The sequence below is a fragment of the Pseudomonas putida genome (assembly GCF_028682395.1).
GTDB classification, from domain to species: Bacteria; Pseudomonadota; Gammaproteobacteria; order Pseudomonadales; family Pseudomonadaceae; genus Aquipseudomonas; species Aquipseudomonas putida_AB.
The window spans coordinates 311644-331802 of record NZ_JANHLC010000002.1 but is presented as its reverse complement, the minus strand read 5'-3'; the positions used below and the strand labels follow the sequence as shown (position 1 = coordinate 331802).

The window sequence follows — 20159 nt, the reverse complement described above, 5'->3', positions numbered from 1 at the left end:
CCTTTACAGATCGAGTACCAGCCGCGAGCCACTGGCCCGCGACACGCATGTACAGAAACTGCCCGAGGCCCGTTCGCGCTCGGACAGGCAGATATCCCGGTGCTCGGCCGTACCTTCGAGGACCTGGGCCACGCAGACGCCGCAATCGCCGCGACGGCAATCGAACATCGGGTCCAGATCGGCTTCGAGCATGGCGTCGAGCACGCTTTTTCCGGCCGGCACGTGCAAGGTCACGCCGCTGTTGCGCAGTTCCACTTCGAAGCCGTCATCGGCGGCGCCATCGAGGCTGCCGACAAACAGTTCACTGTGGACCTGGCCATCGTCCCAGCCGCACTCGCGCGCGGTTTGCAGCACGGCGGCGATCAAGGCCTTCGGGCCGCAGACATACAACTGCCGACCCGGGGCGGGCGTGGCCAGAACGCTGTCCAACGGCAGGCGCCGGTGCGGGTCGCCGCTGCTGATCCAGCATTGGGCGTTGTCCAGGCAGCGAACTTCATCCAGATAGGCCATGCGGGCCGCATCGCGACCGGCGTAATGCAGGCTGAACGGTTGCTGGCGTGCCGCCAGTGCGCGAGCCATGCCCAGCATCGGGGTGATGCCAATACCACCGGCGATCAGCAGGAAATCCTCGCCGTCATCCACCAGGGCAAAGTGATTGTTCGGCGCGCGCGCGGTCAACTCCTGGCCGCGCTCAACGCCATGCAGCCAGCGCGAGCCGCCGCTGCTCGGGTCTTCGAGTTGCACGGCGATTTCGTAATGGTCCTGCCCAGGCAGATTGACCAGCGAGTAGGCCCGCCACAAGGGCTTGGTGCCGGGGATCTGCAGTTCGAGATGGGCGCCCGGGGTAAAGGCTGGCAACGGTGCCGGGCCTGTGGCTACCAGGATCAGGCGCCGGATATGGGGGGTGAGCGGGTCGATCCGTTCGATACGCAAGGACAGGCTGGACATGCACGATTCCTGAACGGGGCGAGGGGTTCGCCGTTGAAGTCCTAGCCACTCTAGGCAAGGGCTTCACGGCAAAAAAGCCGCTATCGGCAAGTCGCTATCCGTATCTTGCGCAACTGTTTTGCAAACCATCTGCTGGTTTGGCGAACGGCAATGCCTGTTCAAGGCAAGGAGCGGTCGAGGCGTGATCCGCGACCTGTGTAGGCCGGCTGTCGAGAGGGAATTGGCGTCGGGTTGAGAACGCTCCCGGTGTAAAAACCAAGACCAGTTTTGATAGTGACCGGGTAGCCAGTGAATTTAACGTGGCGGCACTTCCAATCAGTCATTGAGGACACAGCCATGCCGGGCGGAATATCCATATCGACCATGCCATTGAACGTGCCAGCAGAATCATTTCGAGAAAAAGAACCGGTGGTTTCTGGCGGTTCTCCTATCAGGTCGGGGACTCTGGTGGGAACCAACACTGCAGATACAGGCTTACTTCGCAGTGAGGGTATCGGCGCCGCGAAGGGGGGGCTGGCACATTTCAAGGCCTTTATTCTCAGCCCTGCGCAGAAGGCGGCGGAAGTCAGTGCTGTGCTGACACTTGAAACGTACAAAGAGGCGCTGGCCAGCAAGGGAGGAAAAGCGGGGTTGCAGCAGAAGCTGGAACAGGTCGTGCGTTGGGGAAGAACGTCCATTGCTAAGGATGCCTTTGTCCGTGTTGGTGGCCTGCGTGACGTAAGTTTCATTTCCCAGTGGAAGTATACGAGAGCTGCGAAGGGCATTCTAAGGAATATTTTGAAGGGCCTTGATAGTAGGCATGACCTTATTCTGGACGTTCGTCACAACGTTCTGGAGAACGTTGCGAAAAGCGCTGCAAAGATTGTTGTAGAGAGTGATGCAGCGATCGATGCAAAGAAAGTTGCAACGAGCGTTGCAACGAGCGTTGCGGAGATCATTGAGAAGAACTTTAAGGAGGACTTTGTGGCGGGTTTTGACGCGTCTAATGCGTCCCATGCGCTGTACATTGCGGAGGTCGTTTCACCGGCCGTTGCATGTTGCGTTACGGAGAGAGTTGAGTGGTGGATTGGGGAAGTCGTTAAAGAGGAGCAGGCTGTGCTGGCCTCTTCTCTCGAGCGGTTAGCCAAGGCGTCTGACCTGATTGAGCGTAGAAATGTCGAGGCGAAAAGTCCGGCCCCTATGCCGACGTTTAAGGACGTGGAGAATATGAAGACCTGGCTCGGTCCTGAGAATAGCCTGGAGCGACTGAGCAGGCTGCTGGAAGGATTGCTTGGCATCAAGAATGAGCAATCTACACCTTCATCTACGCGTTCTGCTGCTGCCCAGTTACTGGAAGGTGGCGGTTATGGTATGGACTTTGGGAGAGGCGGCGATCAGTCAATTGAGGCCTGGTTCGGATCTACCAGTGCGGAGGGCAGGTTTGAAATGGCCAAGAAACTGAATGACTGGGCGGACGAGGCCACTGAACTGCTATTAAAGTCTGAAGCCGAGAAGTTTGAAGTTAAAGACCCAGGTCAAGAAGCTTTAAGTCTTGGGTTCCAATACGTGTAGTCGTCGTATAGAACCGGAACATTCAGTTAGGCGAGAGTGCTCGTCCAACTGAGTGATCTGATGATCAGGCAATATCGTTGTTCAAATGCAGGCTGAATTGCTGCGGATTCTCTAGTCACCTACACGTTCATTGCGTAACGCTTTTTAAACGCTACCGGCGACAGCTGATTGTTGAAGTCATATCGGCGTTTTGCGTTGTAAAGCATGTAATCGAACGCATCGCTACGAGCATCTTCCAGTGGGGGTGCAGACTATCCGCTGGGCCCATTCCCGCTTTAGACGCAGGGAAAGGTGCTCGGGCATTGTAGTGGCAGTTGTCTCGGCGGCGCATGTGGGTAACTAAGCTGTTCGCCTTATAAACACTGTGCCAATCAGTGCTGCTGTATTGAACTGCCGTCAGTTTTTGCCAGCAGCACCTGAACTACAGTTGGTTTATGACGTGCGGCGAGAGATCAGCCATTACCTTGTCATCGTACAGCTGGATTCGGCCCTGTTAATTCAGCGGTGGGCTGGCGTCAGTTCAGGCCGAGAATAAACTTAACGTTGTGTCGGGGATAGTTTGACTACTACAGATCCCGCCGATCCCAAGTTCGAGAAGGGTGAGCAGGGTTTGCGTATCGGGTTGGAGGGGCTGGATAGGCTTGCCAAGCTCAAGGGGCAGGATAAGAGTGCCTTCGAGTGGCTGCTCGGTAACAGTAAGGGCGAGCCAGAATTGGGGCGGCTGGTCAGCGCGTTGCGGCAGATCGAGCGCGCGCAGATCCGCCCGTGGTGCGAGAAGGCCTGTAAGCTGCTTGATCAGAAGGTAGATGGTGTTGCTTTGAGGCGATGGGGTAGCGAAGTCCTCGACAAGGGATACACCAGGTTGATCAATGGGCGCGAATGGAGGGCACGGCTCGGCAACCAGCTTGCCGAAGTGGTGCGGTTGGCTATGGTTTTGCGTGATGGTGTGGAATGTCATGTGCACGGGGCGCGCGAATTTGAGGCTATGCCGCAAGCCTATGAGGTGTTGGCGGAGTTGCAAAAAATCGCTGAGTCCAGTTCTGCGTTGCAGACTGATTCAACGATAACGCTGGATGCTTTTGGGTTTCGCGCGTTGCACGACTGTATCGTGCGCCGGCAGTTGAGTAGTGCTGACTTTGCCAAGTTGCTCAGGACCAAGGGTGATCTTGAACTGGTTAGCAAATTGGCCCTTGCGCTGAAGGCGGGTGTGGGCGCGGTTGGGGCCATGTTCGAAAGCTTGGCTTCGCCCAAGCCTGAACCGTTACTGGTACTGGAGGGGTTGCGCAGCTTTGCGCAGAGCTACTTGCGGGGCAGAGTGGCTGGTGAGGACCAGAATGCTCGTCTGGATTTCGTCTGGCCGCAGCTTCAGCAGCAATTGGCGAGTGTCGATAGGGCGTCTATCGCGGTGATGGAGGCGCATCTGAGAGGGGCGTTTGTCGAGCGCTCTCTGGTTATCCTCGATGCAGAAATAGAACGCGTGGTTGATCTTCGCGATCAAATGGACGATTTGCGCTTGGCCAGGGCGCTGCTGGTGTGGTGGGCTACGCTCGCGCGGAACCGCAGCTTTGGCAGCCCTCCCGGTAAGATTGACGCCAATGGATAAAGTTGTGCTGGGGCGCTTGCTTCGCAAGTAATGGTGCTCCAGGCGAGCGCCGCTGAAGTGGCTTCCGGCTTAATGGCCTTGAAGCGCCGACAATGATCGCGAACATGCCTGCATGCTGAAAAGGATGCGGGCATGTTTGTTTATGGGCGGTACAGAGTCCATAAAAGCGGACGGATTGTGATAGCGGTGCAGTTACGGATTGCCTAGATTCAAGCTGTTATCCGAATAGGTACGAGGAGTCGAGTATGTGGGAACTAGCGGGAGTATCCGGGCAAGGTCCTATCAATGAATCTAGTTCTCTTGTCGTTCGTCCCAGTCCTCCGCTAGGTGCGCTCCGGGACACAGATCACCATGCGAGGAGCCTGGCCGGCTCGCAGGAGCTGCCAGTGCCGACCGGCCGGCTGGAGCGTCTAAAGACCTTTATCCTGAGCCCCATACGGGCGTTGATGACCTGGGTTAACAGGCTGTTGAACCGCACTGAGTCATCTGGCGAGTGCTCCATTACGCCAGATGCTGCCGACCCGAAGCCCATCTTGAGCTATCTGGGTAAGGGATCGGGGTCGCCGGTCAACAGCGCCAACTATGTGCTGCTGGTAGATGAGGGAGGGGAATTGAATAGGCCGCTCCAAGCGCTTCTTGAGCTCATTGGCGTCGAGCCTTATAGCGGTCAGGCGGAAGAATTGCTTGAGAGCGTCTTGCTTAAGGATTTCACGAATGGAATTGTAATTACTGCCCGGGATTGGGCGGCAGGATCTAGTGAGGCTCATAATTTTGTTGGCAGATGTGAACGCGACATGGGGATCCATCTTGCCCATGAACTCAATTGTTGGGCCGACAGCGCGCTGAAGCTGAGAAATGCTGCATATGCTGAGATCAAGCAAGCCTTGGGCACGGTGTTCGAAAGTGGAGAGGAGCTGGCTAGTCTGTATGGGAGGGTGGTGGATGCCTTTGTGGCCGGTACCGCCGATACCGGAGCGGTGTTCCATGAGCTGATAAACAGGAAAATCGAGGGTATTGAGGAGAATAACAGTATCGGGGAGTGGGCGTGGAGTGCGCAATCGGCAACCGACTGGCTTGAAAATGTCGCGGGGGATAAGCAGCTTTTCGTTGCTCGGCAGTTGAAGGGTTGGACAAATGATGCCACCAAGCACCTGGCTAACGCAGAGGTACGTGCCAGCGGATCCGATGAGCGATCCGCGTAAGGTTGCTTAGGAAAGGGGCACTACCCGGCTTGAGCCGGGCCACGCCCCTGCTGCATTTAGGCCCACTGCGCCAATAGGGCGCGCTGCTGTTCCTGGGCCAGTTCCTGGACCACCGGCGTCAGGCGCAGTTCTGTTCCCGGCAGGCACTGGGCCAGGCGGGCCAGGGCGGCGGGCGTCAGGGCGCCCAGGCGCGGATAGCCGCCGATGGTCTGTCGATCATTGAGCAGCACAATTGGCTGGCCATCCGGTGGCACCTGGATCGCGCCCAAGGGAATGCCTTCGGAAATCAGCGCCCGGCCCTGATATTCCAGGGTCGGCCCCAGCAGGCGAATACCCATGCGGTCGGCCCGTGCATCGACCTGCCAGACGCTGTTGAATGCATCGAACAAACTCTGCCCGGCAAAGTCGCCAATTTGTGCACCGAGCACGGTGTCCAGGGGACGCTGGGGGCTCAGGTCGGGGATTTGTGCAGGGCTCAGTTCGCGCGCAGGCGGGGAGGGGGCGGACCAGTCAAGCAGGTCACCCGCAACCAGTGCCTGGCCGCTACCATCCAGGCCGCCCAGGCCTTCCCGGCAGACGGTCGCCTTGCTGCCCAGCACCGGGCTTGCATCGAATCCGCCTGGCGCCGCCAGGTAGGCACGGGCGCCGTGCAGCGGTTGCTGAAAGTTCAGGCGCTGACCACGACGTACCACAAAACTGCGCCAGGGTTGCAGCGGCTGGTCGTCCAGGCGAGCCCCCAGGTCGGCACCGGCCAGGGCCAGGCAGGCATCGCGCTCGACGATCAGGCTCAGGCCGCCCAGGGTAATCTCAAGCACCGCGGCATCCAGGGCGTTGCCCAGCAGCCAGTTGGCCCAGCCCATGGAAATCCAGTCCGCGGCGCCGCCCTGGGTTACGCCCAGGTGGCGGCTGCCAAAGCGTCCGGCGTCCTGCAGCAGGATCAGGGGCGTACTGCGTTCTACCCGCAAGCCACTCATGTGTTCGCCTCCAGTGGCGTGTCGTCACCGCCCAGGCGGATAAATTCATCATGGCTGACGGGTGCAAAGCGCACGCGATCACCCGGTTGCAACAGGCTGTAGCCGTCCAGTGCCTGGTCGAACAGGCGGACCGGCGTGCGTCCGATCAGGTTCCAGCCGCCTGGCGAGGCTTGCGGGTAGGCGGCGGTCTGGCGTTCGGCAATACCCACGCTGCCGGCCGCGACCCGTTTGCGCGGGGTGCTCAGGCGCGGGCTGGCGAGGATTTCTTCCACCAACCCCATAAAAGCGAAGCCGGGCACAAAGCCCAAGGCGAAGACCTGGTATTCATGTCGGCTGTGGCGTTCGATCACCTGGCTGACGGATAGCCCACTGCGTTGGGCCAGAGCCTTCAGTTCAGGCCCGACGCTGGGGTCGTACCAGGTCGCCAGGCTGTGGCTGCGCCCGGCGGTTCCGGTATCCGGCTGGAGGTCGTCGAGGGCCTGGGCGATCAAGGCCCGGGCGTCGCCCGCGAGCAGGTATCGCAGGTCGTAATGGACCATGAGTGTGGTGTACGAGGGCACCAGGTCGATCAGGTGCTCGCCAAAGCTTTCGCGCAGGCGCCGGCCGGCGGCCAGCATCCAGGGCATATTGGCTTCGTCGATACGGTCGAACAGGCGCACCATCAGGCAGTCGACGGCGACGATTTCAATCCGGATGTTCATGCCGTGCGCAGCTCCCCGAGGGACTGGCGAATGCGCTGCACAGCCGCGATGGAGCTGTCGTTGTCGCCATGCACGCACAGGGTGTCGACGTGCAGTTGCAGGTCGCTGCCATCGGTGGCGACCAGGCTCTCGCCGCGGGCCAGGGTCAGGGCCTGGGCGATCACGGTGTCGGCGTCGTGGTGCACGGCGCCAGGCAGGGTGCGCGAGACCAGATGGCCGGCGGGGTCATAGGCACGGTCGGCAAAGGCTTCGAACCACAGCGCGACGCCGAACTCGGCGCTCAAGGCCAGGGCCGTGCTGTTGTCGCGCTGGGCCATCAGCATCAGGCGCAGCTCGCCCTCGTAGGCGGCGACGGCCTTGAACACGGCGCGCAGCTGGCGGGCGTCGCGCATCATGTCGTTGTACATCGCGCCGTGCGGCTTGACGTAGCGGACCTGGCCGCCCTGGGCCCGGCAGATGCCCTGCAGGGCGCCTATCTGGTAGTGCAGCAGGTCTTCGATTTCCTCGGGCGAGCAGCTCATTGAGCGACGGCCGAAGCCGACCAGGTCCGGGTAGGCCGGGTGCGCGCCGATGGTTACGCCATGTTCCAGGGCCAGCGCCACGGTCTTGCGCATGGTGCTGGGGTCGGAGGCGTGGAAGCCGCAGGCGATGTTGGCGCAATCGATAAAGGGCATGACGTCGGCGTCACGGCCCATGGTCCAGGCGCCAAAGCTTTCGCCGATATCGCAGTTCAATAGGGGGATGTTCATGTCGACGACTCCTGCAAACGGTGCAGCCAGGCTGCGAAACAACCGGGGCGGGCGAGGCCGCCCGGTTGTCAATTTAGCCTGCCTTTACTTTTCCCACTCGGCTTTGGCAATCAGCAGGCCGTGGTTGCCCTTGTAGGCGGCGCGTTCGGGCTGCTTCCAGCCGTCGAGCAGGCTGTCGTCCAGGCGATAGATTTCCACGCCCAGCGGGCGGCAGACCTTCAGCGGGTCCTCGGCGTCCGGGCCCCACATTGGCAGCGACAGGTCGCCACCCGGGCAGGTCGACAGGGCACAGAGCAGGTCGATCTCGGCGAAGAATTCCAGGTAGTCGCCCTGCTTGGCCGGGCAGGCTTTCATGAAATACATGTCGTCGTGGTTCAGGCCGGTGCACTGGAAGATATTCAGGACATCATGCACATCGAACTCGGTCAGGCCGTGTGGCAGGACGGCGCGGGTCAGGTTGGAATGGCAGTGATGGTGGAAGTCTTCGCCGGTGAGCATTTTGTTTACGTACGGGTCGCAACGGGTGCCCAGCAGGTCGTGCAGGCGCCCGCCATGTTCGTCGATGCCGTAGGCGGCGAGGCTGTCGTCGGTGATGGTGACCATCGGCCGCAGGAACGGCAGGTTCGACCACAGGCGGTCATAGGTGGTGACGTGGGCGCCCTGCAACTGGCGGGTGCGTGCGGCCCACATGCGTTCACGCGGGTCGTTGGCGCTCCAGACGTTGAAGTCGCCGACCTGGGGGCCGACCGGGGTGGTCACGCGGAACAGGTGGCCGGCCGGAACTTTCCAGGCGCGGCCGGTGCGGATCGGCACTTCGAACTGCTCGACCAGAGTACGACCGTCCTTGCTTTCGCGCACACGGTCGTAGAACGCCTTGTCGACTTGCAGGGCCGCGCCCTTGCTGACCTGGTAAGCGGCAGGATAATCCTTGTACATGGTGGGTCCTCTTTTCAGTGATGGGGCACGTTGGCGAGAATGTCCAACAGCCCTCTTTCGGAGTCGTTGAGGTAGCTGCTCATGGCTTCTTCGGCGTCTTTCTTGCGGCCTTCGCCGAGCAGATCATGGATGTGGCGGTCGCGTTCGAGCCAGGGTTTCTGGAAGGTTTCCTCGCTGGGGGCATGGGAAAACACCAGGCGCATCTGGGCGGCGACATGGGTAAAGAATTCGTCGAACAGCGGGCTGCGCAGCAGGCCGACGATGTGCTGGTGAAAGCGCAGGCTGTGAGTGCCGAAGGCCTGCCAGTTCTCGCGGTCCTGGGCCAGTTGCGCGGCCTCGATGGCTTCGAGCATCAGGTCGGACTGGTACTCGCGCAGCGGCTTGCTGGCGGCAATCGCCTGCAACTCCAGCGTGCGGCGGACCTTGAAGATATCGCGCACATCATCGATGCCCAGGCGACGGACCATCACGCCTTTATTGCGCACATAACTGGCCAGGCCTTCGCGGCCGAGCTGATGCAACGCCTCGCGCACGGTATTGCGCGAGGCGTTGTAGGCATTGACCAGCTCGCTTTCGATCAGTGGCATGCCGGGCAACAGGCGCCCGCCGATGATGTCTTCACGCAGCTCCATGGCGACCTGATCGGCCAGTGACAGGCTGGGTTCCTTGCTCGTACTCATGGGGCGCTCCTGCTTCTCAGGCCAACTGCACATCTTTGAGGAAGCGCGTCATGCGCTCGCTGCGTTGTTCGAGCATGTCCTTGGGCGCCGCATCCTGGATGATTTCGCCACGCTCCATAAAGACCACGCGGTCGGAGAGCTTGAAGGCGAAGTTCATTTCGTGGGTGACGATCACCATGGTCATGCCTTCGCGGGCCAGTTCTTCGATCACCGCGAGGACATCGCCGACCAACTCCGGGTCCAGGGCCGAAGTCGGCTCGTCGAACAGCATCACCGATGGGCGCATGGCCAGGGCGCGGGCAATCGCCACGCGTTGTTGCTGGCCGCCGGATAACTGGTGCGGGTACTTGCCGGCGTGTTCGAGCATGCCGACCTTGCGCAGCAGGGCCAGACTGAGCAGGCGCAGCTCCTCGCCGCCGCCATGGGCGTGATAGACCGGCGCGAGCATGACGTTTTCCAGGGCGGTCTTGTGTGGGAACAGGTTGAAGCCCTGGAAGACCATGCCGACGTGGACGATGCCCTGCATATGGGTCTTGTGGCTCAGGGCGCCTTCGGCTTCCTTGGTGCCGCGCAGGAACGGTTCGCCTTGCAGGGTGATTTCACCGTGATCGAGGCTTTCCAGGCCGTTCATGGTGCGGATCAGGGTGGTCTTGCCCGAGCCTGACGGGCCGATGATCGACACCACTTCGCCCCAGCGTACATTCAGGTCGACACCCTTGAGCACTTCCAGCTCGCCATAGGCTTTACGAACGCCGCGCGCCTGCAGGGCAAATTCGCCCGGCTCGGCCTGGCCGCTGGCACGTTGGGTCGCGACCGCGCCGAGTTCGGCGGCGGCAATGGCCTTGGGTTTGCGGCGCGTGACGTCCAGATGGTTTTCCAGCACGCGCAGCAGGCGGCTGAACACCGTCACGATCAGCACATAGTAGAAGGCCACCGCCAACATGGTTTCCATCACCAGGAAGTTCTGGGTGTAGAGCTGCTGGCCGACCAGGAGAATCTCCGAGAGCGAGATCACCGAGACCAGGGAGGTCAGCTTGACGATGGTGATGTACTCGTTGGCCAGGGTCGGCAAGGCGACGCGCAGGGCCTGGGGCACCACGATCAGCCGCTGGATGCCGCGATAGCCGACGCCCAGTGCCTTGCCTGCTTCGAGCTGGCCTTTGACCACTGCCAGCAGTCCGCCGCGATGGATCTCGGCGATATAGGCGGCCTCGCTGAGGACCAGGGCGATCAGGCCGGCCGAATAGGGGTTGGACAACAGCACGCTGGTGGAGGGGAACACCTGCGGCAGGTTGTAGACGAAAATCAGCAGCACCAGCAACGGCAGGCTGCGGAAGAACCAGATATACAGGCCGGCCGCATCGCGCAGCCAACGGCGTTGGGATTGCCGCGCCAGGGCGAGGAAAAAGCCGAAGACAATACCCAGGATCCAGGTTTCCAGGCTCAGTTCGACCACGGTGCCCACGGCGCGCCAGAAGTCGGCGTTCCACAGCAGGCCTAAGGTGTAGTGCCAATCGAATTGCATGTACTTACTCCGCGTTACCCTGACCCCTGCCGCGTGCGACAGGGGTCGACAAAACCGCTACCGGCGAGCGCCGTGCCTAGTTCGCAGTACCGCCCAGGGCGGCGCTGATTTCTTCACTGTTCGGTTCGGCCAGGTTGTAGCGTGCGAGCAATGCGCCGTAGCTGCCGTCCTGGCGGATGGCTGCCAGGGCACCGTTCAGCTCGTCCAGCAGGGGTTGGTTGCCCTTGCGGATGGCCAGGCCGATGACCACCGGGTAAATCAGTTCCTTGGAACTGATCTGGATCTTGCCCGGCAGTTTCTCGGCAGTGATCTTGGCCACGGCCGCGTCTTCCATCTGCACGTCGACGGCCTGGGCCAGCAGGGCCTGGGCCGCTTCCGGCGAGGTTGGGAATTCACGGGACTGGATGGCCGGCTTGCCGGCCGGGATGCAGTACTCGGCGGAAACCTTGTTGAGTTTGGGTACCCAGGAGGCGCCCTTGATCGAGGCAACGCGCTTGCCGCACAACTCTTCGGGCTGTTGCGGCTGGAAGTCGCCGTTGCTGCGCACCATCAGCGAGTGGCCGGTTTTCAGGTAACTGATGAAATCCACTTGCTTGGCACGTTCGGGGGTGACGTACAGGGCGGAGGCCACCACGTCGAAGCGCTGGGCGTTGACGCCCAGGATCAGGTTGGCGAAGCGGGTGTCGAGAAAACGTGGAGTGAGCCCCAATTGCTTGCCCATCAGTCCCATGAACTCGGGATCGAAGCCGGCCGGCTGCTTCTGGTCGAGGTAGGTGTAGGGCGGGTAGGTCAGGTCGGAGCCGATGCTCAGTTCGCCTGCCTTGAGAACGCCCTTGCTTTCGGCGGCCGACACGAGCGGTGCCATACACGCCAGAGTGATTGCCAGTGCCAGGTTGCGTTTGCCGTGCTTGCCCATCAGACCTTTAGCCATGTTCGTATCCTCGGTTGCTGGAAAGAAAGAGTGCCTGGGATTGTTCAACAATCATGTAGTTGTACTTAAGCTTTTATCGTGCCAACTATTTGTTTTTGACTGTTTTTACCCTGATAAAGATGTAATAAGGTCTTTTTTGAGGTGCTGTCGCGGCCAAAACGGTGCATGTCGTTACCGAACGCAACATCGTGGGGCGCGGTGATGATGGGGTGTTACCGAGTGAGCCGGAGGAAGGGCACCGCTAGGGCGTGGTGGGGTTTGATTCGCCGCGCCCCAACGGGCTTGACTGCTGTCTGATGGCAGGCGGCTAGCGGGTTGGGTCGCCGTTAGCGTTGCAGTGGGCGTGGCGAGCGCCGGCCGGGGCGTTGGAAAGGAGGGCGCCAGGGTTGTAGGTCGGCGCTCGGCTAATCTGCCCCTCGGCATCCCTGGACAATGGCGTCGGCCAGTTCGTCGAGTATCGGTTGCGGCCCGCTGCTTGAGGTATAGAGGCGAAACTGGGCGTCGGGTAACGCCGGCAGGGCCTCGAGAATTTGCAAGTGCGGGGTGATCTGGCTCAACGCCATCGGTGCCACGGCAAACCCTGTTTGCGCCGCCGCTCGCAGGCTGGCCGTGCTGCTGCAGAGCATGGCGGTGCGTTGCGCTACACCGGCTCGGGCCAGGCTGGCCAACGCGGCTTCGCGATAAGGGCAGGGCTCGGGGAACAGGGCCAGCGGTAGCGGGGTGGGCGGCTGGAGGCCAGCCTGAGAGGACCAGGCCCAAACCAGTGGTTCGCGCCAAAGCAGGCGGCCGGGACCGCTGACTTCACACTGGGAGCCGACGACCAGGTCCAGGGCGTTGGCCTTCATCAATGGCAGCAATGCGCCGGGAATTCCCACTTGCACTTCGATCTCCAGACCTGGGTATTGGCTGGCGAAAGCCTGGACCGTGCGCAGAAAGGCGGTGTGGGCAAAGTCTTCGCTGATGCCCAGGCGGATTCTGCCCTGAAAAGGGGCGCGGGTCAGTTCGGCCAGGGCATCACGGTTCAAGGCCAGTATGGCCCTGGCGTAGCCAAGCAGGCGCTGGCCGTCGGCAGTGATTTCCAGGCGGCGGGTGGTCCGGGTGAGCAAGGGCTTGCCCAGCTGCTCTTCCAGTTTGCGCAGGTGCCCGCTTACGGCCGATTGGGTCAGGTGCAGGTGCGTGGCGGCGCGACTGAAGCCTTCTGCATCGACAACGGCCACAAAGGTACGAAGCAGGATGGGGTCGATCATATAGTTCAATCTGGAATGAGTGCGGTCTTGAGAGTCTGTTTATAGTTTTAAATTGGATATGTTGCAATAAGGCTTCTCTGCTTCTAAACCAAGGCGCCTCGATGACCACGATCCTGCATATTCAAGCTTCGCCCCGCAAACAACGTTCCGCTTCATTGGAAGTGGCCGAGGCCTTTATCCAGGCTTATCGGGAGCGCCACCCCGAAGCTCGAGTCGAGACGCTGGACCTGTGGGCTATCGGTTTGCCGGAGTTTGACGAGTCGGCGATGGCTGCCAAATACGCCGGCCTCAGCGGCACGCCGCGTACCGAGGCGCAATGCCAGGCCTGGGGCGTACTTGAAGCCCTGGCGCAGCAGTTGTTTCATGCCGATGTGCTGGTGTTATCGGTGCCGCTGTGGAATTTCAGCATCCCCTACAAGCTCAAGCACTTTATCGATCTGGTGACGCAGAAGGACATTCTGTTTTCCTTCGACCCGCAGTCCGGTTTTACAGGGCTGTTGCGGGGTAAGCAGGCGGTGGTCAGCTACGCACGCGGGCTGGATTTTTCCAACGATTCGAGTACGCCGGCCCAGCGCTTCGATTTTCAGAAACCGTATATAGAAGCCTGGCTGGATTTTATTGGCGTCACCGATGTGCGGGCGGTGATCGTGGAGAAAACCATCTTTGCCAGTGACGTCGATGCGCTGGCGCGCCAGCAGGCGGTGCTGGAAGCGCGGCAGTTGGTCGATGCATGGTCGGACTAAGCGGTGTTCGCCGGCCCTGGCAGAAGCGCCCGCCAGGGCTCTGTGTGAATGACGACCACCCGCATCCGCAGGCGTGTCCAGGCACGTTGTCTGGAGGTCGGCCTTTAGGGCGCGCTGATACTGAGGTTTTGCAGGGTGACCTTCATGGGCGTTGCGTTCGAGTTCAGTCGATAGACCCCCGCCTTGAAGTAAGGATAAAGATTGTCGTAACTCCCAAAGCGAACGGTCGTGTTATCGACCAGCAGTGTGGGCTGTGCGGTGAATGGATCCAGCGTCTCGACTTTCAGTTGGTAGCTGGTATCGCGTATGTCGGGCCATTTAATGCTGACGCGAAAGTGGGGGCTACGGAAAAACCGCTAAGGATCAGGGCATGCAGTTTCATGGTTGACCTCCACAAAGGCACGAGTTGGCCCGTCGCGGTCATGGGCAGGGCGTTCTCGATGCGCGGTTGTCGTTTACGCAACCTAGAGGTCGGTCGACAGTTGCGGCTATCAAGTTCAAATGCTGTTAAGGAAGGTTTATCAGGGGGGGGCGGGCTGACTCTGTCGGGGAATCAGTGGAGGGTCTGGGAGGACTCGTCTTCGCGGATATTGAAGCGTTTCAAGGTTTTTTCAAATGCTTGCAGCCCATTCAGAAAGGCCCTCGCTTCGCTGTCGCGCCCCTCCAGGCAGAGCTTGACCGCCATGCCGAGCAGGGAGGTGAGGCCAAGGTTCGAGGTGGCAGTGCTTTCCGGGTTTTTGCGGGAATTCATCGCAAGGCTCTCTGCTGGATGTGCCTATGAGTAGGGTCTTGAACGGTTTGAACAGTCGTGGGCTTTTGACTGCGCGCGGAGCTTGAAGTTGCCGGTCTCGGAGGTTGCGGTGAACCTCATGGGTCGTAGCACCGAACACGCACGAATTCACTCAGGTAAAAACAAACACAAGGCCGGCCTGAAGGTGATCTTGCGCGCCGGCCTTGGTTTTTCAAGGGTGCGATTGCCTAGCTAGAACGTGACTTCCATGTTGAGTGTGGGCGCTGACGTCCGGCTGCCCCGTCCGCCATCGACCCCGAATTTGTTGTGCCAGTATTCATAGCCGACGCCGAAGTAGACATTGGGTTTGATGTTCTTGCCCGGCAGGGCAGCGACCATCAGCGCGGTACGCACCAGGGTTTCCGGGGCAGTGTCACGGTAGTTGTAGTCCGTGCCCTTGTCGCCGACATGGTTGATAAAGCCCTGGAACTTGGCAGCGTGGTTGCCGATCTCGAACGGGCGTAGCCACGTCAGGTTCAGCATATAGGTGCTGTCGAAGGTGTGATTGGGGTCTTTCGCGCCCGGGATGCCGGAATGGTTATTTTCCTTGTAGTACATCAGGCTTAGGTCCAGCACACCGATGGTGTTGAATTTCAGCGTCGGGCCGATCACCACCGCGCGCTTCTTCGCCGAGGCGAGGTTGTTGTTACGGTTGACGTCGAAGCCGAAGGTCAGCGCGTAGTCCTTGATGATCCCGCTCCCCAGCGGCCTATCGAACACGCGCGAGGCGTACAGTTGGTGCCGGTAGACCGCATAGACTTCGCTGCCACCGTGGTCGGTGCCTTTACGCTTGTCGTTGGTGTCGGACAGGAAGACGTCCAGGTTCAGGAAGTTGCTGCCGTAGCGATAGCCGCTGGCGTGGGTGAAGCTGTAGATGCGCTTGCTGATTTCTTTCGGGTTGTTGGGGTTGGTGAACTCCTGGCCGTAACGAAATCCGACGCTATTGTTCATCCACTCCACGGCGACTGCCTGCCCACTGCCGATAACGGCGAGTACCAGGGTCGCGCCTTGCAATGCCTTTCTCATTTTTATTATGTCCTATGGCGTTCTGGCTTACGGCGGGCCCACTGGCCGCCGCCCGGGCGCAGTATCGGCACAAGCTCGGCGAGCGCCAAAGAACAGAATATCGAGCGCACTGATGCCGCATTGGCATCGGCTCTCTTGATTTTTCAGTCAGGAAAACCCAGCGGGGCCAGGCATTTCCTGGCGTTCGCGCAGGGCAATTTCTTCGCCCAGCAGGTGGGCCAGGGCCTCGACTGCGCCCGGCAAGATCCTTCCGCTGCGGGCGTAAAGTCCCAGATCGCTGAAGATCCCGCCCTGGTCGTTCAGGGGCAAGTGCTGCAATTGGCCGTTGGCGAGGTCGGCTTCGACGCCGATCCGTGTCTGGAAGGCGATCCCCAGATTGTGCCGGGCCATTTGTCGCGCCAGTTCCATGGAGTTGCTTTGCAACGCCGGCTTGTCGGTGGTGCCAAGACGCTTGTACAGGGGAGTGATCAGGTGGTGCAGGGACAGTTCGGACTTGGCCAGGATCAGCCCATGCTCGGCGCAGGCGGCGAAACTGATTTCGGCATGGCCGGCTAGAGCGTGGTCAGGTGGAACCAGGGCGCCGACGCGAAAATGCCCGACGCTGACCTGACGGATTTCCGCGTTGCGGGGCAGGGCAAAGGCTAAGCCCAGGTCTGCACGACCCTGGCTGACGGCCTCCGGGATGGCCTGGGAGCCTTGCACCGTGACGCCGATGGTGACGCACGGGTGCAGGTCACGCATGCGCTTGAGGACTCGGGGTAGCAGGTCGACGGTCGCGCCCTCGACCGTGGCAATTTCCACGTGGCCGCTTTGCAGCCCCTGCAGCGCATCAAACTCCAGGCGCACCCGCTCCAGGTCCTGCAGCACCAGGGTGACATGGCGCCCCAGCAGTTCGCCGGCCAGGGTCAGGCGCAGACCGCCGGGTAGGCGCTCGAAGAGCGGCGCGCCGATTTCATCCTCGATTTTCAGGATCTGCCGGTTGACCGCCGAGGAGGCGACATTCAGCCGGCGTGCTGCCTCGCGAATCGAGTGGCAACGCCGGACCATGTCGAAGTAGTGGATAGCCGAGGAGTGGATGCGCAGTTTCTGCCGGGTCATTGGGCGAGCCCTCGAAGGCGGGTTGGGGCGGAAAATGCCCTGGATCAGTAATTGTATACAATGTGGTGGACACATCTTTGTTTTGTTGCATACAGTGTTGGCACAACAAAAACAGAGAATCCCCTCACCATGAAGAATCCATTGGATACAAATCAGCGGCCGGAAGATGAAAATCTTGGCGTCGCGGCAAACGTGGCTTACGGTCTCCAGCACGTGCTGACCATGTATGGCGGCATCGTTGCCGTACCGCTGATCGTCGGCCAGGCTGCCGGGCTGTCGCCGGCAGAAATTGGTCTGCTGATCGCTGCCTCACTGTTTGTGGGTGGCCTGGCAACCATGTTGCAAACCATTGGTATACCGTTTTTTGGCTGTCAGTTGCCGCTGATCCAGGGCGTATCGTTTGCGGGTGTCGCGACCATGGTGGCGATTGTTGCGGGCAGTGGCGGTGAGGGTGGCATCCAGTCAGTATTGGGGGCGGTGATGGCGGCGTCCCTGATCGGATTGCTGATCACGCCGGTGTTCTCCCGGATCACCAAATTCTTCCCGCCGCGGGTGACGGGCATTGTCATCACCACCATTGGCTTGACGCTGATGCCGGTGGCGGCGCGCTGGGCCATGGGCGGCAACAGCCGCTCCGCGGATTTTGGCAGCATGTCCAATATCGGCCTGGCCGCCGTGACGTTGTTGCTGGTGTTGGTCTTGAGCAAGGTGGGTAGTGCGACCATCTCGCGCCTGTCGATTTTGCTGGCCATGGTGATCGGTACGTTGATCGCGGTGGCGCTGGGTATGGCCGACTTCTCCAAGGTCGGTGAAGGTGCGTTGTTCGGCCTGCCGAGCCCGTTCCATTTCGGCATGCCGACTTTCCACGTGGCCGCCATTCTGTCCATGTGCATCGTGGTGATCGTGATCCTGGTGGAAACCTCGGCGGATATCCTCGCGGTGGGCGAGATCATCAACACCAAGGTTGATTCCAAGCGCCTGGGCAATGGCCTGCGTGCCGACATGCTGTCGAGCATGCTGGCGCCGATCTTTGGTTCCTTCACCCAGAGTGCGTTTGCCCAGAACGTCGGGCTGGTCGCCGTGACCGGGATTAAGAGCCGCTACGTGGTTGCCACGGGTGGCCTGGTGCTGGTGCTGTTGGGGCTGATGCCATTTATGGGGCGTGTGATCGCTGCGGTGCCGACCTCTGTACTGGGTGGTGCCGGTGTCGTGCTGTTTGGCACGGTGGCCGCCAGTGGTATCCGCACCCTGTCGAAGGTCAACTATCGCAACAACATGAACCTGATCATCGTGGCCACCTCGATTGGTTTCGGCATGATCCCCATCGCCGCGCCGAGTTTCTACGACCACTTCCCCAGCTGGTTTGCGACCATCTTCCACTCGGGCATCAGCTCGTCGGCGATCATGGCCATTGCACTGAACCTGGCGTTCAACCACTTCACTGCCGGCAACTCGGATCAGCAGTCGGTGTTTGTCGCCGGTACCGAGCGCAGCCTGTGCTTCCAGGATGTCGAAGCGCTGCACGAGGGTGATTACTTCATGGACGGCAAGCTGTTCGACGCCCATGACAATGAGATTCCGATGCGGGCGGCCAGCCCGGTCAGTTGCGGCGTAGGCCCTCGTCAGACGGAGGGCGCATCGACGCGCAGCGCGGTGGCCGAAACGAGCGGCACCCACTAAATAAGACGGCAGCCTAAGGCTGCCGTTTTTTTTGCTGCGAGCTACGAGCTACGGGCGAGCCCAGGGTGCTTTTGCTGGCCGTCTGTAGTCTTGGTGCTCCCGGTGGCTCTCAAGGTTTTATGGCGATTTTCATGACACCGTCGCGCTGATTGGCGAACAGATCGTAGGCCGCCTCGATCTCGTCGAGCTTGAAGTGGTGGGTGACCAGCGGCTTGAGGTCGACCTGGCCCGAGGCAACCACGTCCATCAGCCGGCGCATGCGTTCCTTGCCGCCCGGGCACAGGGTGCTGACGATGGATTTATCACCCAGCCCGGCACTGAAGGCGTCCACCGGAATGCGCAGGTCCGTGGAATACACCCCCAGGCTCGACAGCGTACCGCCAGGGCGCAGTACCCGCAGCCCGGCTTCAAAGGTGCTTTGCAGGCCCAGGGCTTCGATGGCGACGTCGACCCCGCGGCCATCGGTCAGGCGCATGATCTGCTCGACCGGATCACCCTGAGTGAAATCGACGATATCGCTGGCCCCCAATTGCCGCGCCATGGCCTGGCGAGCCGGCACCGTGTCGACCCCGATAATCCGCGTGGCGCCCTTGAGTCGCGCACCGGCCACTGCACACAGGCCGATGGGGCCCAGGGCAAAGACCACCACGCAATCGCCGATCTGGACCTGGCCCCGCTCAGCCCCGGAAAAACCGGTGGACATGATGTCCGGGCACATCAGCACTTCTTCATCGCTCAGGGCATCGGGGATGGCGCACAGGTTGGCCGTAGCATCTGGAACGAGCAGGTACTCGGCCTGGCTACCGTCGATGGTGTTGCCGAACTTCCAGCCGCCGGTGGCCTTGAAGCCGTGGCGGGTATCCGGGCCGTCTTGGGAACCACAGCCGCACAGGCAGGCAAAGCTATGGCCGCTGGGGGTAATGGCGCCGGCGATGACGCGCTGGCCTTCCTCAAAGCCGATCACCGCCGAGCCCAGCTTCTCGATGATGCCCACCGGCTCGTGACCCACCGTGAGGCCACGGGCGACCGGGTACTCGCCCTTGAGAATATGCACATCGGTGCCGCAGATCGTGGTGGTGGTGATGCGAATCAGGGCATCCAGTGGACCCACCTCTGGGATGGGCTTGTCTTCGAGGACAATGCGGTTCTTTTCGACGAAGACTGCAGCTTTCATAAGGGCCATGGGGGAAACCTCCTGTGGATGAGCACCGCTCAAGGGTAGACGTCGTGACGCACCTGTACAGGTTCTACGCGCTGACACCTGATGGGCGTTGATCGAGGTCAAGGGCGAGGCCCTCCACGGATGTGGGCCGATGGCTGGACAAAAAAAAGCTTAAGTGGGATGTTCGCTCTCCCCAGACATTCCAAGGATCGGCCATGGCGCCCGCCATCTCTCGCATTACCCTCTATACCCGTGATATGTCGGTCACGGCCGCGTTCTATCAGCGCTATTTCGGCTTTGAAGTGGTGCCGGACGAGGCGGGCGGGATGATCGAGCTGCACTCGCCGATTGGCGGCCTGGCGATCTATCTGCATCCGGCAGCCAAGAGCATCAAGCTGGGCCATGTCGGGATCAAGCTGGTGTTCGATGTCGAGGATGTGGAGGCGTTCAAGCGTGAGAGTGCCGAGCGCGGGCTGGTATTCGGCCCGACTCATCAGGGTGACGGCTACTGCTTTGCCAATGCCAAGGATCCGGACAAGAATTCCCTGAGCATTTCCAGCCGCGCCTGGCGTCAGCGCTAGGGCTTATTCAGCTTGGTTTAAGCGATCGAGGG

The 20159-nt window shown here is 60.8% G+C and carries 19 protein-coding genes; 6 read left to right on the top strand and 13 right to left on the bottom strand.

Annotated features, from left to right (window positions below):
• Window positions 1–3: 3 nt before the first annotated feature.
• Window positions 4–948, bottom strand: a complete 945-nt coding sequence (locus NPS46_RS06830) for a PDR/VanB family oxidoreductase (protein WP_274105671.1) — start codon at window positions 946–948, stop codon at window positions 4–6.
• Window positions 949–1284: 336 nt separating this feature from the next.
• On the opposite strand from NPS46_RS06830, the gene NPS46_RS06825 reads away from it, so the two are divergent.
• From NPS46_RS06825 to NPS46_RS06810, 3 genes are all read left to right on the top strand, one after another.
• Window positions 1285–2499, top strand: a complete 1215-nt coding sequence (locus NPS46_RS06825) for a hypothetical protein (RefSeq protein ID WP_274105670.1) — start codon at window positions 1285–1287, stop codon at window positions 2497–2499.
• 559 nt (window positions 2500–3058) lie between these two features.
• A complete protein-coding gene (locus NPS46_RS06815; protein ID WP_274105669.1) occupies window positions 3059–4102 on the top strand; it encodes a hypothetical protein in 1044 nt (347 codons plus the stop codon).
• A gap of 386 nt (window positions 4103–4488) precedes the next feature.
• Entirely contained in the window at window positions 4489–5304 is an 816-nt protein-coding gene (locus NPS46_RS06810; RefSeq protein ID WP_274105668.1) for a hypothetical protein, read from the top strand.
• A 56-nt stretch (window positions 5305–5360) separates the two neighbouring features.
• On the opposite strand, the gene NPS46_RS06805 is transcribed toward NPS46_RS06810, so the two are convergent.
• From NPS46_RS06805 to NPS46_RS06770, 8 genes are all read right to left on the bottom strand, one after another.
• Complete coding sequence (locus NPS46_RS06805) at window positions 5361–6278, bottom strand: biotin-dependent carboxyltransferase family protein (protein ID WP_274105667.1); 918 nt, start codon at window positions 6276–6278, stop codon at window positions 5361–5363.
• Window positions 6275–6979, bottom strand: coding sequence for a 5-oxoprolinase subunit PxpB (gene pxpB / locus NPS46_RS06800; protein WP_274105666.1), 705 nt, complete (start codon window positions 6977–6979; stop codon window positions 6275–6277). The genes NPS46_RS06805 and pxpB overlap by 4 nt, the downstream gene beginning before the upstream one ends.
• Complete coding sequence (locus NPS46_RS06795; protein ID WP_274105665.1) at window positions 6976–7728, bottom strand: 5-oxoprolinase subunit PxpA; 753 nt, start codon at window positions 7726–7728, stop codon at window positions 6976–6978. The genes pxpB and NPS46_RS06795 overlap by 4 nt, the downstream gene beginning before the upstream one ends.
• 84 nt (window positions 7729–7812) lie before the next feature.
• Complete coding sequence (locus NPS46_RS06790; protein ID WP_274105664.1) at window positions 7813–8664, bottom strand: urea carboxylase-associated family protein; 852 nt, start codon at window positions 8662–8664, stop codon at window positions 7813–7815.
• A 14-nt stretch (window positions 8665–8678) separates the two neighbouring features.
• Window positions 8679–9344: a GntR family transcriptional regulator gene (locus NPS46_RS06785; RefSeq protein WP_274105663.1), complete on the bottom strand. Its 666-nt coding sequence runs from the start codon at window positions 9342–9344 to the stop codon at window positions 8679–8681.
• Window positions 9345–9360: 16 nt separating this feature from the next.
• Window positions 9361–10869 (bottom strand): amino acid ABC transporter permease/ATP-binding protein, encoded by a 1509-nt coding sequence (locus NPS46_RS06780; protein WP_274105662.1) that lies wholly within the window; start codon window positions 10867–10869, stop codon window positions 9361–9363.
• 76 nt (window positions 10870–10945) lie between these two features.
• A complete protein-coding gene (locus NPS46_RS06775; RefSeq protein ID WP_274105661.1) occupies window positions 10946–11800 on the bottom strand; it encodes an ABC transporter substrate-binding protein in 855 nt (284 codons plus the stop codon).
• A gap of 404 nt (window positions 11801–12204) precedes the next feature.
• On the bottom strand, window positions 12205–13047 hold the full coding sequence (locus tag NPS46_RS06770; protein ID WP_274105660.1) for a LysR substrate-binding domain-containing protein: 843 nt from the start codon (window positions 13045–13047) through the stop codon (window positions 12205–12207).
• 101 nt (window positions 13048–13148) lie between these two features.
• On the opposite strand from NPS46_RS06770, the gene NPS46_RS06765 reads away from it, so the two are divergent.
• Window positions 13149–13790, top strand: coding sequence for an FMN-dependent NADH-azoreductase (locus tag NPS46_RS06765; RefSeq protein ID WP_274105659.1), 642 nt, complete (start codon window positions 13149–13151; stop codon window positions 13788–13790).
• A 553-nt stretch (window positions 13791–14343) separates the two neighbouring features.
• Here the strand turns inward: NPS46_RS06765 and NPS46_RS06760 are convergent.
• From NPS46_RS06760 to NPS46_RS06750, 3 genes are all read right to left on the bottom strand, one after another.
• Complete coding sequence (locus NPS46_RS06760; protein WP_274105658.1) at window positions 14344–14541, bottom strand: hypothetical protein; 198 nt, start codon at window positions 14539–14541, stop codon at window positions 14344–14346.
• Between the two features lie 231 nt (window positions 14542–14772).
• Window positions 14773–15606: a nucleoside-binding protein gene (locus NPS46_RS06755; RefSeq protein WP_274105657.1), complete on the bottom strand. Its 834-nt coding sequence runs from the start codon at window positions 15604–15606 to the stop codon at window positions 14773–14775.
• 147 nt (window positions 15607–15753) lie between these two features.
• The gene (locus NPS46_RS06750; RefSeq protein ID WP_274105656.1) at window positions 15754–16704 is read right to left on the bottom strand and encodes a LysR family transcriptional regulator; all 951 of its coding nucleotides are present in this window, start codon (window positions 16702–16704) and stop codon (window positions 15754–15756) included.
• 129 nt (window positions 16705–16833) lie between these two features.
• Here NPS46_RS06750 and NPS46_RS06745 point away from each other — a divergent pair, with 129 nt between their 5' ends.
• Window positions 16834–18384, top strand: a complete 1551-nt coding sequence (locus tag NPS46_RS06745; RefSeq protein ID WP_274105655.1) for a nucleobase:cation symporter-2 family protein — start codon at window positions 16834–16836, stop codon at window positions 18382–18384.
• A 109-nt stretch (window positions 18385–18493) separates the two neighbouring features.
• On the opposite strand, the gene NPS46_RS06740 is transcribed toward NPS46_RS06745, so the two are convergent.
• The gene (locus tag NPS46_RS06740; protein WP_274105654.1) at window positions 18494–19567 is read right to left on the bottom strand and encodes an NAD(P)-dependent alcohol dehydrogenase; all 1074 of its coding nucleotides are present in this window, start codon (window positions 19565–19567) and stop codon (window positions 18494–18496) included.
• Between the two features lie 194 nt (window positions 19568–19761).
• Between NPS46_RS06740 and NPS46_RS06735 the strand changes: the two genes are divergently transcribed.
• A complete protein-coding gene (locus tag NPS46_RS06735; RefSeq protein ID WP_274105653.1) occupies window positions 19762–20127 on the top strand; it encodes a VOC family protein in 366 nt (121 codons plus the stop codon).
• The last annotated feature ends 32 nt before the right edge of the window (window positions 20128–20159 follow it).

What these genes read in the sequence shown, in the direction of transcription:
- NPS46_RS06750 (WP_274105656.1), bottom strand. Translation starts at nt 16,704, where the DNA reads ATGACCCGGCAGAAACTGCGCATCCACTCCTCGGCTATCCACTACTTC.
- NPS46_RS06740 (WP_274105654.1), bottom strand. Translation starts at nt 19,567, where the DNA reads ATGGCCCTTATGAAAGCTGCAGTCTTCGTCGAAAAGAACCGCATTGTC.
- NPS46_RS06805 (WP_274105667.1), bottom strand. Translation starts at nt 6,278, where the DNA reads ATGAGTGGCTTGCGGGTAGAACGCAGTACGCCCCTGATCCTGCTGCAG.
- NPS46_RS06745 (WP_274105655.1), top strand. Translation starts at nt 16,834, where the DNA reads ATGAAGAATCCATTGGATACAAATCAGCGGCCGGAAGATGAAAATCTT.
- NPS46_RS06795 (WP_274105665.1), bottom strand. Translation starts at nt 7,728, where the DNA reads ATGAACATCCCCCTATTGAACTGCGATATCGGCGAAAGCTTTGGCGCC.
- NPS46_RS06765 (WP_274105659.1), top strand. Translation starts at nt 13,149, where the DNA reads ATGACCACGATCCTGCATATTCAAGCTTCGCCCCGCAAACAACGTTCC.
- NPS46_RS06825 (WP_274105670.1), top strand. Translation starts at nt 1,285, where the DNA reads ATGCCGGGCGGAATATCCATATCGACCATGCCATTGAACGTGCCAGCA.
- NPS46_RS06770 (WP_274105660.1), bottom strand. Translation starts at nt 13,047, where the DNA reads ATGATCGACCCCATCCTGCTTCGTACCTTTGTGGCCGTTGTCGATGCA.
- NPS46_RS06755 (WP_274105657.1), bottom strand. Translation starts at nt 15,606, where the DNA reads ATGAGAAAGGCATTGCAAGGCGCGACCCTGGTACTCGCCGTTATCGGC.
- NPS46_RS06830 (WP_274105671.1), bottom strand. Translation starts at nt 948, where the DNA reads ATGTCCAGCCTGTCCTTGCGTATCGAACGGATCGACCCGCTCACCCCC.
- NPS46_RS06780 (WP_274105662.1), bottom strand. Translation starts at nt 10,869, where the DNA reads ATGCAATTCGATTGGCACTACACCTTAGGCCTGCTGTGGAACGCCGAC.
- NPS46_RS06785 (WP_274105663.1), bottom strand. Translation starts at nt 9,344, where the DNA reads ATGAGTACGAGCAAGGAACCCAGCCTGTCACTGGCCGATCAGGTCGCC.
- NPS46_RS06790 (WP_274105664.1), bottom strand. Translation starts at nt 8,664, where the DNA reads ATGTACAAGGATTATCCTGCCGCTTACCAGGTCAGCAAGGGCGCGGCC.
- NPS46_RS06735 (WP_274105653.1), top strand. Translation starts at nt 19,762, where the DNA reads ATGGCGCCCGCCATCTCTCGCATTACCCTCTATACCCGTGATATGTCG.
- NPS46_RS06760 (WP_274105658.1), bottom strand. Translation starts at nt 14,541, where the DNA reads ATGAATTCCCGCAAAAACCCGGAAAGCACTGCCACCTCGAACCTTGGC.
- pxpB (WP_274105666.1), bottom strand. Translation starts at nt 6,979, where the DNA reads ATGAACATCCGGATTGAAATCGTCGCCGTCGACTGCCTGATGGTGCGC.
- NPS46_RS06775 (WP_274105661.1), bottom strand. Translation starts at nt 11,800, where the DNA reads ATGGCTAAAGGTCTGATGGGCAAGCACGGCAAACGCAACCTGGCACTG.